This is a genomic window from Stenotrophomonas sp. NRRL B-14846 (assembly GCF_050473585.1).
Classification (GTDB): Bacteria; Pseudomonadota; Gammaproteobacteria; order Xanthomonadales; family Xanthomonadaceae; genus Stenotrophomonas.
Genome location: NZ_JBFLUN010000023.1, coordinates 277,347 through 295,497 on the forward strand (window position 1 = coordinate 277,347; position 18,151 = coordinate 295,497).

Below are 18,151 nucleotides of genomic sequence, written 5' to 3' on the forward strand. Positions count from 1 at the left end.
CGTCGCCCGGGAAGGCGACGGAGGGGGCGGACGGGGTACCTGGGAGGCCGGGGAGAGAGTCCGGCGTCAGGTGGGGACAACGTTGTCATCAATCGCGTGGTCAATCCGTGAGCAAGCGCATGGTTCGGGGATCCGGGCGGAGGGCGGCGCTGCGCGCGGTCGGCGGCCATCGGCGGAGCCCCTCGTGGCTGGGGCTTTCCGCGAACAGCGGATTTCTGGGGGTTGGCCGGGCGGGTGGGCTGCGCAGGGGACGCCGTGAATACGTCCTTGTAGGCTCGGGCGCGCCATCCATGGCGCTTACGCCCCTGCGCAGCCCACCCGCCCGGCCACGGACAGGTTCCTGCGCGGCCAGCCACGGAAGACAGAACAAGAAATCGAAAGCAGAAGCCGGTCGCTTCGCTCTTCAACGCCTGATTTCCGATGTTCCCTGGTTGCCGGCCAGCGGCCGGCATTACCGCAGAGCATCCACGCATGGCGTGGATCTACCGCAGATCGCAGAAAACTGTCGAAGGCGGGGTGGGTCCGGTTGCGGGGGCGTGAGCGCCATGGATGGCGCGCCCGAGCCTACAAGGACGTATTTACGGCGTCCCCCGCCACCGGACCCACCCCGTCATCCCACGGGAACCCCGCTTTCGCTTTGGCAGTTGCTGTTGCCGTTGCCGTGGCTTCGGCGGGTGCCGGGCGCCGCCCGGCCAAAGCCCACCCCCCGCTTCCGGTACAATGTCGGGCCCGTTTCCCAACTACGGTTCCCCGGACATGATGGTCCTCGAGGGCGCGCCCGCCCTGTCGCCGTTCCGCCGCGAACGTCTTGAATCCCGCCTGCAGTCCATCGCTCCCTCCCTGCGCATCAGCGGCGCCTGGCACGTCTACTTCGTGCAGCCCGAAGGCAGCGCCGCCCCCGACCTGACCACCCTGTGCCGCATCCTCGAAGCGGCGCCGCAGGCCGAAGCCGTGGCCGAGGGCGCGGTCAGCCGCATCGTGGTGCCGCGCCTGGGCACGCTGTCGCCGTGGTCGAGCAAGGCCACCGAACTGGTCCGCGGTGCCGGCCAGCCGGTCAGCCGGGTCGAGCGTGGCCTGCGCATCGACGTGCAGGGCTGGCCGGCCGATGCCGCCGCCCAGCAGGCGCTGGTCAAGGCGCTGCACGACCCGATGACGCAGTCGGTGCTGGAGACCGTGGAACAGGGCCAGGCGCTGTTCTCGGCACCGGCCCGGGGTGAACTGGAGCGCGTGCCGGTGGACCAGCTGGAGGCCGCCAACCAGCGCTTCGGCCTGGCCATGGCCCAGGACGAGATCGACTACCTGCGCGAACGCTTCACCGCGCTCGGCCGCGCGCCGTCCGACGTCGAACTGATGATGTTCGCGCAGGCCAATTCCGAGCACTGCCGCCACAAGATCTTCAACGCCAGCTGGACCATCGACGGCCAGGAGCAGGACCGCTCGCTGTTCCGGATGATCAAGAACACCCACCAGCAGACCCCGCAGCACACGCTCAGCGCGTACAGCGACAATGCCGCGGTGATCGAAGGCCATCCGGCCTCGCGCTACCGCCCCGATCCGGCCAGTGGTGAATACCGCCGCGAGCCGCAGGTGCCCAGCGCGTTCCAGATCAAGGTGGAAACGCACAACCATCCGACCGCGATCGCACCGTTCCCGGGCGCATCGACCGGCAACGGTGGCGAGATCCGCGACGAGGGCGCGACCGGCCGCGGCGGCAAGCCAAAGGCCGGCCTGTCCGGGTTCTCGGTCTCGCACCTGCGCATTCCCGAGCTGCCGCAGCCGTGGGAAGCGCCGCGCGCGCTGAACCCGCGCATGGCACCGGCACTGGAAATCATGACCGACGGCCCGCTCGGCGGTGCTGCGTTCAACAACGAGTTCGGCCGCCCGAACCTGCTCGGCTACTTCCGCAGTTTCGAGCTGCCGGAAGGCGCCGATCTGGTGCGTGCGTACGACAAGCCGATCATGCTGGCCGGTGGCCTCGGCGCGATCGATCGCGTGCAGGTCGACAAGATCCAGCTGCAGGCCGGTGACGCGGTGATCGTGCTGGGCGGTCCGGCAATGCTGATCGGCCTGGGCGGCGGTGCGGCCAGTTCGGTGGCTTCGGGCGAGAGCGCCGAGGACCTGGACTTCGCCAGCGTGCAGCGCGACAACCCGGAAATGGAACGCCGCTGCCAGGAGGTCATCGACCGCTGCGTGGCGATGGGCGCCAACAACCCGATCAAGTTCTTCCACGACGTCGGTGCCGGTGGCCTGTCCAATGCCATCCCGGAACTGCTGCACGACTCCAAGGTCGGCGGTGTCATCGACCTGGGCAAGGTGCCTACCGATGATCCGTCGCTGTCGCCGATGCAGCTGTGGTGCAACGAGTCGCAGGAACGCTACGTACTGGGCGTGGCCCAGGAACGCCTGGCCGAGTTCGCCGCGCTGTGCGCCCGCGAGCGCTGCCCGTTCGCCGCCGTTGGCGTGGCTACCGCAGAAGAGCACCTGGTGGTGGCCTACGGTGCCGTGCCGGGCCACACCCCGGCCGATGCGCCGATCGACCTGCCGATGGACGTGCTGTTCGGCAAGCCGCCGAAGATGCACCGCGACACCGCGCACCCGCCGGCCCCGCGCTGGCCGGCGCTGAAGACCGGTGGCCTGGACCTGCAGGAAGCGGGGCTGCGCGTGCTCGCGCACCCGACCGTCGCCTCGAAGAACTTCCTGGTCACCATCGGTGACCGCAGCGTCGGCGGCCTGACCGCGCGCGAACAGATGGTCGGCCCGTGGCAGCTGCCGGTGGCCGACGTGGCGATCACCCTGGCCGACTTCGATGGCGTGGCCGGTGAAGCGATGTCGATCGGCGAGCGTACCCCGCTGGCCCTGCTCGACGCCGCCGCGTCGGCACGCATGGCGGTGGGCGAAGCGCTGACCAACCTGTGCGCGGCCCCGGTCGATGCGCTGGACGAGATCAAGCTGTCGGCGAACTGGATGGCCGCGGCCGGCCACCCGGGCGAAGACGCGCTGCTGTACGACGCGGTGAAGGCGGTGGGCATGGAACTGTGCCCGCAGCTGGACATCAGCATCCCGGTCGGCAAGGACTCGCTGTCGATGCAGGCGCAGTGGCACGACCAGGGCGAAGCGCACAAGAGCGTGTCGCCGGTGTCGCTGGTGATCTCGGCGTTCGCGCCGGTGGCCGACGTGCGCCAGCAGCTGACCCCGCTGCTCGACCGCGACGTGGACAGCGAGCTGTGGCTGATCGGCCTCGGCGCCGGCAAGCAGCGCCTGGGCGGTTCGATCCTGGCCCAGGTGCATGCCGACCACGGTGAGCTGCCGGCCTTCGCTGGTGCCGCTCCGGACCTGGACGACCCGCAGCGCCTGCGTGGCTTCTTCGAACTGATCCGCGATGCGCGCCAGTCCGGGCTGCTGCTGGCCTACCACGACCGCAGCGACGGTGGTGCCTTCGCCGCCCTGTGCGAAATGGCGTTCACCTCGCGCCTGGGCCTGGACATCACCCTTGATGCCTGGGGCGATGATCCGTTCCGCAGCCTGTTCAATGAAGAACTGGGTGCGGTGGTGCAGATCGCGCGCGAAGACCGCGCTGCGTTCGCCGACCTGGTCGAACGCCACGCACTGACCGAATGCGCACAGCGCATTGCCAAGCCGACCACCGCGCCGGTGGTGCGCGTGTCGCTGGGCGGCGAGAACCTGGCCGAATGGCGCTGGGACGCGCTGTTCGATGCCTGGTGGTCGGTCACCCACGCGATGCAGAAGCGCCGCGACAACCCGGCCAACGCCGATGCCGAGCGCGAGGTCGCCCGTGCCTTCACTGCGCCGGGCCTGAAGCCCAAGCTCAGCTTCGACCTCAACGAAGACGTGGCTGCACCCTTCATCAGCACCGGCGCGCGTCCGCGCGTGGCGGTGCTGCGCGAGCAGGGCGTCAACGGCCAGATCGAAATGGCCAACGCCTTCGAACGTGCCGGCTTCCGCGCCTTCGACGTGCACATGAGCGACCTGATCGAAGGCCGCGTGGCGCTGCAGGACTTCACCGGCCTGGTCGCCTGCGGCGGCTTCAGCTACGGCGACGTGCTCGGTGCCGGCCGTGGCTGGGCCACCTCGATCCTGGAGCGCCGCGCGCTGCGTGATGCCTTCGCCGCGTTCTTCGCGCGCGAAGACAGCTTCGCACTGGGCGTGTGCAACGGCTGCCAGATGATGAGCCAGCTGAAGAACATCATCCCGGGTGCCGAGCACTGGCCGCAGTTCCGTCGCAACGCCAGCGAGCAGTTCGAAGCCCGCACTGCGCTGCTGGAAGTGGTGGAATCGCCGTCGATCCTGCTGCGTGGCATGGCCGGTTCGCGCCTGCAGGTGGCGGTGGCGCATGGTGAAGGCCAGGCGGTGTTCGACAATGCTGTCGACCAGGCTGCCGCCCGCGTGTCGCTGCGCTACATCGATGGCCATGGCAACATCGCCAGCCAGTACCCGCTGAACCCGAACGGTTCGCCGGACGGCATCACCGGCCTGACCAGCACCGACGGCCGCGTCACCATCATGATGCCGCACCCGGAACGCACCCCGCGCGCGCTCAACCTGAGTTGGGCCCCGGCCGAGTGGCAGGGTGATTCGCCGTGGATGCGCATGTTCCGCAACGCGCGGGTGTGGTGCGGCTGATCGCGTCGTTCCGCGCAGGCCGCAATGCCATCGCGTATGGAGAAACCCGCCGCTGTGTCGGCGGGTTTTTCTTTGCGCGCGTGAAACCCCTGTCGCGCCCGCTAGTTACATCGGTTTTCATGCGCCAGCAGTTCGTCACGCATACCTAACAAAATACTTTTATAAACACGTGAAATGGTGAACTGCTTCACGGCAATAGCATTTGTCGTGTCAAAGTCTTGACGATCTGCAAAGTTGCCGTTAACACTTGAACCCCGTTTCAGAACCATTCATTCCGCAGTAACCGCTCGGCGCACGCGCTCGGTTTTCTGTCGCTGCGCGCCGTTCGGCAATACCCCGCAGTAAATCACGCGAATAAACGCCCCCAGGGGACGTTGGGCCAGAAGGCCCGGCGGTGGCGTTGCTTTGCCCAAAACCAGTCCAATCAGGAGCCGTACCGATGAATCGGATTTATCGCAAGGTCTGGAACAAAGCATTGGGTCAGTTGGTGGTGGCCTCGGAACTGGCCTCCTCCGACAGCAGCGGTGGTGTTGTCGACCAGCGCCGCGATACGACACAGGCCACGCCCGCGCTGTTGGCGGTGGCACTGGGCCTGGTATTGGGATTGGGCATGAGCGGCAGCGCGACGGCACAGTCGGTGCAGATCGGCGGCAGCGCCACCTGCGTCGCATTCAGCGGCAAGCTGCTGGAAAAGTGCCTGATCGAAGGCTCGGCCAGTGCCAAGGGCAGCAATGCGGTGGCGATCGGCAGCAACAGCAGCGCCACTGCCGCCAACAGCGTGGCACTGGGTGCCGGCTCCAAGGCCACGCGGGCCAACACCGTGTCCGTCGGCGATGCCGGCAAGGAACGGCAGATCACCAACGTGGCCGCTGGTACCCAGGGCACCGATGCGGTGAACAAGGCGCAGCTGGACGCGCAGGCGCGCGCCACGCAGGCCGCGCTGGCGGATGTCGCCGCCGATGGAAACCGCTATTTCAAGGCCGACGGCGCAGGCGATGACAGCGACGCGGCGAAGATCGAGGGGCAGGGCGCAGTTGCGGCCGGCGCCGGTGCACAGTCGCTGGCCAACGCCACCACCGCCATTGGCACGCAGGCCATTGCCGCCGGTCTCGGTGCCAGTGCCTTCGGCCAGGGCGCCTTGGCGCTCGGCGATGCCAGCGTGGTGGTCGGGCAGAGCGCGGCGGCATTCGGTCTCGGCGACACCGCAGTCGGCGCAAGCGCTACCGCAGCCAGCGAGAACGGCGCGGCCACCGCACTTGGTGCGTTGTCCGAAGCGACCGCTGATGGCGCGACGGCTGTCGGCGGCGGTGCCGTGGCGATGGGACCGGGCAGCACCGCGCTGGGCCGCGGCGCTACCGCCGCCAACGAAGCATCGATCGCAGTGGGTGCGTTCAGCACCGCCGTCGGTGAATACAGCACGGCGCTGGGTTCGAACTCTGCTGCGGTTGCTACCGGCAGCGTGGCGCTGGGCGCCGGCTCGCTGGCCGACCGCGTCGATACCGTCTCTGTCGGCGCCGCCGAATACGGCCTGACCCGGCAGATCACCAGCGTCGCTGCGGGTACTGAAGATACCGACGCGGTCAACGTCGGCCAGTTGAAGGGCGTCGCCGCCGTGGCCGATGCCACCGCCAAGCGTTTCCAGGCCAACGGCAGCAGCAACAGTGATGCGGGTGCACTGGCCGAGGGCGACGAGGCGCTGGCGGCCGGCGAGGCCGCCAATGCCATCGGCAACGGCGCGACCGCCGTGGGCGCCGGCGCCAACGCCGTTGCACAGAACGCTACCGCCGTTGGCAACAACGCGCTGGCGTCGGGCCAGAACAGCGCAGCATTCGGCAACAACGCACAGGCCAATGGCCCGGGCAGTGTCGCCGTGGGTGGTGCCGCTGTCGATGCCGATGGCAATCCGCTGATCACCAGTGGCGGCGTGCCGGTGGAAACCGGCGCCACCAGTGCCGGTGTCGGCGGGACTGCCGTGGGCGCGAGTGCCGAGGCCGGTGGTTTCGCCGCGTCGGCCTACGGCGTCGGTGCGTATGCCGCCGGTGCGCAGTCGTCCGCGTTCGGTGCGGTCGCCAATGCCATCGGTGACTACTCCACCGCACTGGGTACGCAGAGCAACGCTACCGGCACCAGCAGCGTGGCCATCGGTGGCCCGGCCGATCTGATTCCGGGCCTGGGCTTCTTCGTGCAGACCCAGGCCAGCGGCGAAGCATCCACCGCGGTCGGCGCCGGCGCGATCGCCAGCGGTGATCGCGCCGTGGCCAACGGCAGCCTGACCGAAGCCTCCGGTGCGGAATCCACCGCCGTCGGCTACTTCGCTTACGCCCCGGGTGAGAACGCAAGCGCGCTCGGCGCGCAGACCTGGGCCAGCGGCGCGCAGAGCACCGCCGTCGGGTACTACGCCACTGCACGCGGTGCCAACAGCGTTGCACTGGGTGCGAATTCCGAAGCCGTCCGTGCCAACAGCGTGGCGGTCGGCAGTGCCGGCAACGAACGGCAGGTCACCAGTGTTGCCGCTGGCAGCGAAGCCACCGATGCGGTCAATCTGGCCCAGTTGAAGGGCGTCTCTGCCGTGGCCGATGCCACCGCCAAGCACTTCCAGGCCACCGGCAGCAGCAACAGCGATGCCGGTGCGCTGGCTGAAGGCGAAGATGCGCTGGCCGCCGGCGAGGCAGCCAACGCGATCGGCAATGGCAGCAGTGCACTGGGAGCGGGCGCCGTTGCCATCGCGCAGAGCGCCACTGCCGTCGGCAGCAATGCGCTGGCTTCGGGGCAGGGCAGCGCGGCCTTCGGCGCGGCGGCCACCGCCAGTGGCAGCAACGCCACCGCCCTGGGAACGCAGAGCAGCGCCACCGGCGCCGGCAGCGTCGCCATCGGTGGCCCGGCCGACATCGTGCCGGGCATGGGCCTGTATGTGCAGACTCGGGCCAGCGGTGTGTCCTCCACCGCGGTAGGCGGCGGCGCCGTCGCCAGTGGTGACCGCTCGTTGGCCAATGGCAGCTTCACCGAAGCGGTGGGCGTGGAATCCACCGCGCTGGGCTACTTCTCCTACGCCGCCGGCGACAACGCCAGTGCGCTGGGTGCGCAGACCTGGGCCATCGGCAAGGACAGTACGGCCATCGGTTACTACGCCACCGCTGGCGCCGAGAACAGCGTTGCGCTGGGTGCCTACTCCGGGTCCAACCGCGCCAACACGGTGGCCGTAGGCACCAATGGCAACGAACGGCAGATCGTCAGTGTTGCCGCAGGAACGCAGGCGACGGATGCAGTGAACAAGGCCCAGCTCGACGCCGTGGCCAGCACCGCCGACAGCACCGCGCGCTTCTTCCAGGCCCAGCCGGAAGCAGGCAGCGATGCCGGTGCATTGGCCGACGGCGAAGGTGCGGTTGCGGCGGGTTCGTCGAGCAATGCGATCGGCGCCGGCGCGGTCGCGCATGGCGCAGCGGCCTCGGCCATCGGTGACGACGCCGTGGCGGTGGGTCGCAACAGCAACGCCACCGGCAATGGCGGTGTTGCCATCGGTGGCCTCGGCCAGGCCTACGACGAATACAACCAGCCGATCATCGGTGCCGACGGCACGGCGCAGCAGGTGGGTACCACCGCCGTTGCCGACGCCACGGCGGTCGGCAGCGGTGCGCAGGCGACCGGCGCTGCCAGCAGTGCGTTCGGCAATGCCGCCAGGGCCAGCGGAGACAACAGCTTCGCGGCCGGTGGCAAATCGCGTGCGACCGGCAGCTACGCGGTCGCGGTCGGCGACAGCGCTTTCGCCAGCAGTGACGACAGCACCGCCGTCGGCGGCTACAGCTGGGCCACCGCCAGCGGCGCGAGTGCCTTCGGTTCCGGCGCATGGGCGACGGCCACCAACGCCTCGGCATTCGGCAACGCGGCCTGGGCCAGTGGCAGTGGTGCGACGTCCATCGGTTACAACAGCTGGGCCAACGGCGCCAGCTCCACCGCCGTCGGTCGCGGCGCATTCGGTTATGGCGACAACAGCGTGGCGCTCGGCTTCCAGGCGCTGGGTAACAGCCTCAACAGCATCGCCATCGGCACCAACACGGTGGCCGGCGGTGAAAGCGCGATCGCACTCGGTGCCGGCAGCAACGCCAGCGCCAGCAACACGGTCGCGCTGGGCGCCGGCTCGGTCGCCAACCGTGCACGCACGGTGTCGGTGGGCAGCGCCGGCAACGAACGCCAGGTGACCAACGTCGCTGCGGGTACCCAGGCCACCGATGCGGTGAACAAGGCGCAGCTGGATGCCGTGGCAGGCGCAGCAGCCACCACCAGCCGCTTCTTCCAGGCCAGCGGCAATGGTGGTGACGTGGCTGGTGCACTGGTGGACGGTGACAACGCGCTGGCCGCCGGTGATGCGGCCAACGCCATCGGCAACGGTGCCACCGCACTCGGCAGCGGCGCCAACGCCTTGGCCAACAATGCGCAGGCGCTGGGCTTCAACGCCTTGGCGACCGCGGCCAACGCCAGCGCCATTGGTGCCAACGCACAGGCCACTGGCGAGTACGCCACCGCGCAAGGTGCGGAAAGCGAGGCCAGCGGCGAGCAGAGTGCGGCGTTCGGTGCGGCCAGCATCGCCAGCGGCGCAGGCAGCACCGCAACCGGCGTGCTGTCCGAAGCCTCGGGCGAGGAGGCCGTGGCGGTGGGTTACTTCAGCAACGCCAGTGGCAGCGGCGCCACCGCAGTCGGCAGCGAGAGCGTGGCCAGTGGTACCGCGTCGGCAGCGTTCGGCATCGGTGCCGAAGCGACCGGCGGCTACAGCACTGCCATCGGTGGCTATGCACAGGCGTCGGCCTTCAACGCCACCGCCTTCGGCAACTTCGCCAATGCCTCCGGCTCCAACAGCGTGGCGCTGGGCGGCGACTCGGAAGCGTCGGGCGCCTACAGCACGGCCACCGGCCAGGGCAGCCTGGCCACCGGCACCAACAGCGTCGCCGTCGGTGGTTCGTTGTTCGGCGTGCTGGCCACCGAGGCGTCGGGCAACTACTCCACCGCCGTCGGTGGCGGCGCCTGGTCCGGCGGCATCAACAGCACCGCGCTGGGCAACGCTGCGGAATCGCGCGGTGCCAACAGCGTGGCGCTGGGTGCGGATTCGATCGCCGACCGCGACAACACCGTATCGGTAGGCGGCGGTGGCAACACCCGCCAGATCACCAACGTGGCCGATGGCACGCAGGGCAACGACGCGGTCAACAAGAACCAGCTCGACGCGGTGGCCGCCGCGGCGCAGAAGACCAGCAGGCAGTTCCAGGCCAGCGGCAATGCCGATGGCGAAACGGGGGCACTGGTCGAGGGTGACAACGCGCTGGCGGCCGGTGATGCGGCCAACGCCATCGGCAACGGTGCCACCGCACTTGGCAGCGGTGCCAACGCGCTGGCTGCCAACGCCACGGCCGTGGGCATCGATGCATTGGCCACCGGCAACAATGCGGCGGCGCTGGGCAGCACGGCACAGGCCACCGGTGAAGACAGCCTTGCGCTCGGCACTGGCGCCAGCGCCAGTGAACTGGGGGCAAGCGCGGTCGGTGCGCGTGCACAGGCCAGCGGTGCGTACAGCACGGCAACCGGCACCGAATCCAACGCCAGCGGCACGCAGGCACTGGCCAGCGGCTTCCGCAGTGCCGCCTCTGCCGATGGCACCACTGCCGTCGGTGGCTATGCCGAGGCCAGTGGACGCCTCGGTACCGCATTGGGCTACGGCTCGGCGGCCAGCGGTGCCAACACGACCGCCGTCGGCTTCGGTGCCGCCGCAGCCGGTACCGGTGCCGTGGCGGTGGGTCAGTCCAGCGAGGCCAGCGGCGAGGAGAGCGTGGCCATCGGTGGCAGCACCTTCTTCGGCCTGATCCCGTCGCGTGCCAGCGGCACCGGTGCCGCAGCCTTTGGTGCAGGCGCATGGGCGACCGAAGACTACGCCACGGCAATCGGCTGGAACTCGTGGGCCGCCGGCAGCAATGCCACGGCCCTGGGTGCCAACGCTGCTGCCAATGGCAGCAACAGCGTCGCCCTCGGTGCCGGCTCCAAGGCCGACCGTGACAACACCGTGGCCGTCGGCAAGGCCGGTGGCGAACGCCAGGTAACCCATGTGGCAGCCGGTACCGACGCTACCGACGCGGTGAACAAGGGCCAGCTCGATGCCGTTGCCAGCGTCGCCGACAAGACCAGCCGCCAGTTCCAGGCCAGCGGCAACGCCGATGGCGAGGCCGGTGCCCTGGTGGACGGTGACAACGCACTGGCCGCCGGCAACGCGGCCAACGCCATCGGCAATGGCGCCACCGCGCTGGGCAGTGGTGCCAATGCCATGGCCGCCAATGCCACAGCGGTGGGCTTCGATGCGCTCGCCACCGGCAACAATGCGGCCGCACTCGGCAACGCGGCCCAGGCTGGTGGTGTCGACAGCGTGGCCGTGGGCAGCGGCGCCAGCGCCAGCGAACTCGGGGCCAGCGCTACCGGCGCCGGCGCCCAGGCCAAGGGCGCTTACAGCACTGCCAGCGGCGCGCAGGCCATCGCCAGCGGTACCCAGTCGCAGGCCAGTGGTTTCCGCGCCACTGCCTCGGCCGATGGGGCTTCGGCGCTGGGCAGCTATGCCGAAGCCAGCGGCCGCCTCGGTACTGCGGTCGGTTACGGCAGCAAGGCCACCGGTTTGAATGCCACCGCGGTGGGTGTCAGTGCCACCGCTTCGGCTGCAGGCAGTGTCGCACTGGGTGGAGGCTCGGTGGCCGATCGTGCCAATACCGTGTCCGTCGGCAGTGCCGTCAACAACCGGCAGGTCACCAATGTCGCCAACGGTACCGAAATCAATGACGCAGTGAATCGCGGGCAGCTGGACGCCGTTGCATTCACTGCCAACACCACCAACCGATACTTCCGTGCCAACGGCACGGGAACGGCGAACGCCATCGGTACCGATTCGGTAGCGATGGGCTCGGTGGCCAATGCGGCTGGCGCACGCAGCATCGCGCTGGGTGCCAATGCCACGGTGTCTGCCTCCGGCGCGCTGGCCGTTGGCGCCGGTGCGGGTGCGGTCGGCGTGAACTCGGTTGCACTCGGTGCTGGATCGCGTGCGCTGGATGCCAATGTTGTGTCGGTAGGCAGTGGCAATCCCACTGATGGTCCGGCCACACGCCGCATCGTCAATGTGGCAGATGGCCGCATCGCCGCCGGCAGCAGCGATGCCATCACCGGTTCGCAGCTCAACGTCACCAACCAGCGGGTGGGCGCGGTGGAAACCCGCGTGGGCGATTTTGATTCTCGTATCGCCACCGTTGAAACCACTGCGGCCAGCGCCGTCGGCTATGACGACGCCAGCCGTGACCGCCTGACCCTGTCCGGCTTCCAGGGCACCACCATCGACAACGTCGGCGCGGGCAACATCGCCGCCGGCAGCCGCCAGGCGATCAATGGCGGGCAGCTGTTCCAGTCGCTCAGCGATGCCGCCAGCTTCCTCGGCGGTGGCGCCAGCGTCGGCATGCAGGGTGTGTTCGTGGCGCCGAACTACGTGATCCAGGGTGCCACCTACAGCAACGTCGGCGATGCGCTGGGCGCGCTGGACCGCAAGGTCAGCGAGATTGACCGTCGTACTGCCGGTGGCACCCGCGCAGGCGCGTCCAGCCTGCGCGCAATGAGTGCGTCGCTGGATGAAAGCCCGCTGGCCAGCGTGGCCGACGCGCCGGCAACCGCCGATGCGGCACCGGCCAGTACCGCACGCGTGCAGGGCACGCCGACGGTGGCTGCGGCGGGGGCGGGCATTCCGGTCGGCACCCCGGCCACCGGCTTCAACGCTGTGGCCATGGGCGATGGCGCCGTCGCCAGCGGTGCTTCGTCCACGGCCATCGGCCAGGGCGCCAATGCCACTGCAGCGAATGCCGTGGCGCTGGGCCAGGGCTCGGTTGCCGATCGTGCCAACACGGTGTCGGTGGGCAGCGAAGGCAACGAACGCCAGGTCACCAACGTCGCCGCCGGCACCACCGCCACCGACGCCGTCAACAAGGGCCAGCTGGACCGTGGCATGGCGACGGCGAACAGCTACACCGACAGCCGCGTCAAGGCCGTCGCCGACAGCTTCGATGTGTTCAAGGGTGAGATCGATGGACGCCTGCGCCACATGGACCGCCGCATCGACCGCCAGGGCGCGATGAGCGCAGCGATGCTCAACATGGCCACCAGTGCCGCCGGTATCCGCACCCAGAACCGTGTTGGTGTCGGCATCGGTTTCCAGGGCGGCGAATCGGCGCTGTCGCTGGGTTACCAGCGTGCGATCAGCGATCGCGCCACGGTCACCTTCGGCGGTGCCTTCAGCAGTGACGACAGTTCGGTCGGCGTTGGTGCCGGCTTCGGCTGGTAAGCCACTCCATTGCGCCGGCGGCCACCCACGCCGGCGCCGTACCTGCAGTGAGGGCCTGGGGGGAGGTCACGGCAATCCCGGCTGGGCCGGCCGGGAGTCGTCAAGGAATGATGGCCGCAGTGTTGGTTCGATCCATGACCCAGAAGAGGAATTCGACGTGATCAAGAAGCAGAACCTTCGCATCAATGTGCTTGCCGCCGCCGTGCTGTCGATGACGGCTGTCGGTGCCGTCCACGCCGCTGGACTGCCGACCCGTGAACCAGTGCGCCAGGCCAGCACCGCCCAGCCGGGCACCGAGCGCATCATCATCAAGTACCGGACCGGCGCTGCCGCCGCCACCGACCGCTCGGCGAAGCTGTCCACCGTGCAGTCCGCTCTGACCCGTGCCAGCCTCTCTGGTGGCACGTCCCGCGCCAGTACGCTCGGCCCGCAGGTGGTCCGCAAGCTGTCTACCGGTGCGGACCTCATCCGTGTGCAGGGCCACCTGGCCCCGGCCGAACTACAGCGTGTGCTGAAGGAACTGAAGGCCGACCCGTCGGTGCAGTACGCCGAAGCCGACGTGAAGCTGCGCCGCACCGAACTGCGTGCCGGCAACGTGCAGCCGGCGCTGGTGCCGAACGATCCCTTCTATCAGCAGAACCAGTGGCATCTGCACAATGCGGTCGGCGGCATCAACGCACCGGCGGCATGGGATGTCTCGCAGGGTGAGGGCATCGTGGTGGCGGTGATCGATACCGGTATCCTGCCGCAGCATCCGGATCTGGTCGGCAACCTGCTGGAGGGTTACGACTTCATCAGCGATGCGGAGACCTCGCGGCGCCCGACCAACGATCGCGTGCCGGGTGCGCAGGACTACGGTGATTGGGTCGAGAACGACAACGAGTGCTATGACGGCTCGCTGGCCGAGGACAGTTCCTGGCACGGCACGCACGTCGCTGGCACCGTGGCCGAGCAGACCAACAACGGCGTCGGCATGGCCGGTGTCGCCTACAAGGCCAAGGTGCTGCCGGTCCGCGTACTGGGCAAGTGCGGCGGCTACCTGTCCGACATCGCTGATGCGGTGACCTGGGCCTCCGGCGGTACCGTGACCGGCATTCCGGCCAACACCAATCCGGCCGAGATCATCAACATGAGCCTGGGTGGCGGTGGCAGCTGCGCCAGCACCTACCAGGACGCGATCAACGGCGCGATCTCGCGCGGTACCACGGTGGTGGTGGCTGCCGGCAATGAAACCGACAACGCGTCCAAGTACCAGCCGGCCAGCTGCGAAGGCGTGGTGACCGTGGGTGCCACCCGCATCACCGGTGGCATCACCTACTACTCCAACTACGGCACCCGCGTGGACCTGTCCGGTCCGGGTGGCGGCGGAAGCGTCGACGGCAACCCGGGTGGCTACATCTGGCAGACCGGCTCCAATGCGGCGACCACGCCGGAATCGGGCACGCCGGGCTACATGGGCATGGGCGGTACCTCGATGGCCTCGCCGCATGTGGCAGCCGTTGCCGCCCTGGTGCAGAGCGCGCTGATCGCCAAGGGCAAGGATCCGCTGACCCCGGCGGCGATGCGCACCCTGCTGAAGGAAACCGCGCGTCCGTTCCCGGTCGCCATCCCGGCGGCTACCCCGATCGGTACCGGCATTCTCGATGCCAAGGCCGCGCTGGCCAAGGCACTGGAAGAACCGTGCACCGAGAACTGCGGGCCGGTGGCGACGCCTTTGACCAACAAGGCTGCAGTGGGTGGCCTGAACGGCGCTGCGGCCAGCAGCCGCCTGTACAGCTTCGAAGCTGTCGCCGGCAAGCAGCTCAGCGTGATCACCTACGGTGGCACCGGCAACGTGTCGGTCTACATCGCCCAGGGACGCGAGCCGAGCGCCAGCGACAACGACGCCAAGTCGACCCGTCCTGGCACGTCCGAAACGGTGCGGGTGACCAAGCCGGTAGCGGGTACCTACTACATCAAGGTGGTGGGCGAAGCCGCCTACAACGGTGTGAGCATTCTCGCCACGCAGTAAGCACCTCGTGTCGTAGTTGAATGGCCGAAGCCCGTCATCCTGTGTGACGGGCTTCGTCTTTTTACGAAAGGTGGCCGCAGGGCGGCGGAAATCACGGCTTAACTGCTAAAGTCGGGCCGATTGACAGGAGAGTCACGTGAACGCGCTCGCTGCAACCGTTACCGACGACGCCGAAGGCCGCATCCTGGATGCGCTGCTGGCGCGCGGCCGGCTCAAGGAAGGAGACCTGGCACGCGCGCGGCCGTTGCACGCCGAGGCCGGTGGCAGCCTGCTGGGCCTGCTGGTGCGCCTGGGCCTGGTGTCTGAACGCGACCAGGCACAGGCCAGCGCCGAGGTGCTGGGCCTGCCGCTGCTGGAAGGCAAGCAGGTGCCGGAGGCCCCGCCGCAGGCGCTGGCCGAGGGGCTACCGCTGTCGCTGCGTTTCCTGAAGCAGTTCCATGTGTGCCCGCTGGAGTTGGATGAACACGGGGTGCGGCTGTGGCTGGCCGATGCCCACGACGCCTATCCACAGCAGGCCGTGCAGTTGGCCCTTGGGGTTCCGGTGACACCGGTGCTGGGCATGCGCGCGGAGATCGATGACCTGGTCGAGCGCTGGTTCGGCCAGGGCCGCAGCGCCATGGGCGCGATCGTGGAAACCGCGGATGGCGAGGGCGGTGCGGTCGACGATATCGAGCACCTGCGCGACCTTGCTTCGGAAGCGCCGGTGATCCGCCTGGTCAACCTGGTGATCCAGCGTGCGGTGGAGCTGCGCGCTTCGGATATCCATGTCGAACCGTTCGAGAGCCGGCTGAAGGTCCGTTACCGCGTCGATGGCGTGCTGGTGGAGGGCGAAAGCCCGCCGGCCAACCTCACCGCCGCGGTGATCAGCCGCATCAAGATCATGGCCCGGCTCAACATCGCCGAGCGCCGCCTGCCGCAGGACGGCCGCATCATGCTGCGCGTGCAGGGCAAGGAGCTGGACCTGCGCGTAAGCACCGTGCCGACCGCGCATGGCGAAAGCGTGGTGATGCGATTGCTCGACCGCGAAACGGTGGTGTTCGATTTCCACCGGCTCGGCTTCACCGACGCCTTCCTGCCGCAGTTCCGCAAGGTACTGGAACAGCCACACGGCATCCTGCTGGTGACCGGCCCGACCGGCTCGGGCAAGACCACCACGCTGTACACCGCGCTGAGCCAGCTCAACACCGCCGACGTCAAGATCATCACGGTCGAGGACCCGGTCGAGTACCAGATCGAGGGCATCAACCAGATCCAGGCCAAGCCGCAGATCGGCCTGGACTTCGCCAACGCCCTGCGCAGCATCGTGCGCCAGGATCCGGACATCATCATGATCGGCGAAATGCGCGACCTGGAAACCGCGCGCATCGCCATCCAGTCGGCGCTGACCGGCCACCTGGTGCTGTCCACCCTGCACACCAACAATGCCGCCGGTGGCATCACCCGCCTGCTCGACATGGGCGTGGAAGACTACCTGCTCACCTCCACCATCAACGGCATCCTGGCCCAGCGCCTGGTACGCCGGCTGGAGCCGACCCACGCCGAGCGCTACGAAGCCTCGCCGGAAGAGATCGAGCGGTTCGAGCTGCGCCGCCTGCAGCCGGAAGGGCCGATCCACCTGTACCGCCCGAAGCCGTCGGCGCTGGCGCCGACCGGCTATCTGGGGCGTACCACCATCATGGAATTCCTGGTGATGAACGATGCGCTGCGCCGTGCGGTGATGCGTCGCGATGGCATGGGCGAGATCGAGCGCATCGCCCGCGAGGCCGGCATGCGCACCATGTACGAAGATGGCCTGTCCAAGGCGTTGAGCGGGCAGACCACCATCGAGGAAGTACTGCGCGTGACCGAGGAAAGCTGATGCGCGCAGGACGCCGGGGCTGACATGCCGAACTATCGCTACAAGGCGCTCAATCCGCATGGCGAGGTCTTCGATGGGCAGATGGAAGCGGCCAGCGAGGCCGAGCTGATCGCGCGCCTGCAGGACCAGGGCCACCTGCCGATGGAGACGCAGCTGGCCGACGCCGGCGCGATCGGTGGCAGCAGCTGGCGCAACCTGCTGCAGCAGCGCCCGCTGCAGGGTGCCGCATTGCTGCAGTTCACGCAGCAGCTGGCGACCCTGCTCGGTGCCGGCCAGCCGCTGGATCGCGCGCTGTCGATCCTGCTGGGGCTGCCCGAGGACGAACGATCACGCCGCGCGATCACCGACATCCGCGACGTAGTGCGCGGAGGTGCACCGCTGTCCACCGCGCTGGAACGCCAGCATGGGCTGTTCTCGCGCCTGTACGTGAACATGGTACGTGCCGGCGAGGCCGGTGGCAGCCTGCATGAAACCCTGCAGCGCCTGGCCGACTACCTGGAACGCAGCCGCGCGCTGCAGGGCAAGGTCATCAACGCACTGGTCTACCCGGCGATCCTGCTGGTGGTGGTCGGTGGCGCGCTGTTGTTCCTGCTTGGCTACGTGGTGCCGCAGTTCGCGCAGATGTACGAGAGCCTGGACGTGGCGCTGCCGTGGTTCACCAACGCCGTGCTGCAGCTGGGCCTGTTCGTGCGCGACTGGTGGGTGCTGCTGCTGGTGGTGCCGGCGCTGGTGGCGTTGTTCTTCGAGCGCAAGGCGCGGCAACCCGCGTTCCGGCTGGCGCTGGATGGCTGGCTGCTGCAGCGGCGTGGTATCGGCCGCCTCGTCGGCGAGCTGGAAACCGCGCGGCTGGCGCGTACGCTGGGGACGCTGCTGCGCAATGGCGTGCCGCTGCTGGGTGCGCTGGGCATCGCCCGCAACGTGCTGGGCAACCGCGCACTCGCCGCCGACGTGGAAACGGCCGCCGATGAAGTGAAGAACGGTGCCGGCCTGTCGCTGGCACTGTCGCGTGGCAAGCGGTTCCCGCGCCTGGCCCTGCAGATGATCCAGGTCGGCGAGGAATCCGGCGCGCTCGATACCATGCTGCTGAAAGCCGCCGATACGTTCGAACAGGACAGTGCCCGGCGCATCGACCGCATGCTGGCGGCGATGGTGCCGGCGATCACCCTGGTGCTGGCCTCGGTGGTCGGCGCGGTGATCGTGGCCGTGCTGGTGCCGCTGTACGACCTGACCAACGCCATCGGTTGACGATGGCACTCCCTGCAACCCCGACACTCCGCAACTGAAAGGACCGTCC

The 18,151-nt window shown here is 68.7% G+C and carries 5 protein-coding genes; all 5 read left to right on the top strand.

Annotation, left to right across the window (positions count from 1 at the left end):
* The first annotated feature begins 756 nt into the window (after nucleotides 1–756).
* The 5 genes from purL to xpsF all read left to right on the top strand — a co-directional run bounded on the left by purL (nucleotide 757) and on the right by xpsF (nucleotide 18,102).
* Nucleotides 757–4,641, top strand: coding sequence for a phosphoribosylformylglycinamidine synthase (purL, locus tag AB1281_RS23125; RefSeq protein ID WP_430347150.1), 3,885 nt, complete (start codon nucleotides 757–759; stop codon nucleotides 4,639–4,641).
* Nucleotides 4,642–5,080: 439 nt separating this feature from the next.
* The gene (locus AB1281_RS23130; protein ID WP_430347151.1) at nucleotides 5,081–12,988 is read left to right on the top strand and encodes an ESPR-type extended signal peptide-containing protein; all 7,908 of its coding nucleotides are present in this window, start codon (nucleotides 5,081–5,083) and stop codon (nucleotides 12,986–12,988) included.
* 157 nt (nucleotides 12,989–13,145) lie between these two features.
* Nucleotides 13,146–14,999: a S8 family peptidase gene (locus AB1281_RS23135; RefSeq protein WP_430347152.1), complete on the top strand. Its 1,854-nt coding sequence runs from the start codon at nucleotides 13,146–13,148 to the stop codon at nucleotides 14,997–14,999.
* A 136-nt stretch (nucleotides 15,000–15,135) separates the two neighbouring features.
* Entirely contained in the window at nucleotides 15,136–16,857 is a 1,722-nt protein-coding gene (gspE, locus tag AB1281_RS23140; RefSeq protein ID WP_014035931.1) for a type II secretion system ATPase GspE, read from the top strand.
* Between the two features lie 24 nt (nucleotides 16,858–16,881).
* Nucleotides 16,882–18,102 (top strand): type II secretion system protein XpsF, encoded by a 1,221-nt coding sequence (gene xpsF, locus AB1281_RS23145; protein ID WP_164114728.1) that lies wholly within the window; start codon nucleotides 16,882–16,884, stop codon nucleotides 18,100–18,102.
* The last annotated feature ends 49 nt before the right edge of the window (nucleotides 18,103–18,151 follow it).

Excerpts from the sequence above, each read along its gene's own strand:
- purL (WP_430347150.1), top strand. The coding sequence starts at position 757 with ATGATGGTCCTCGAGGGCGCGCCCGCCCTGTCGCCGTTCCGCCGCGAA.
- AB1281_RS23130 (WP_430347151.1), top strand. The coding sequence starts at position 5,081 with ATGAATCGGATTTATCGCAAGGTCTGGAACAAAGCATTGGGTCAGTTG.
- xpsF (WP_164114728.1), top strand. The coding sequence starts at position 16,882 with ATGCCGAACTATCGCTACAAGGCGCTCAATCCGCATGGCGAGGTCTTC.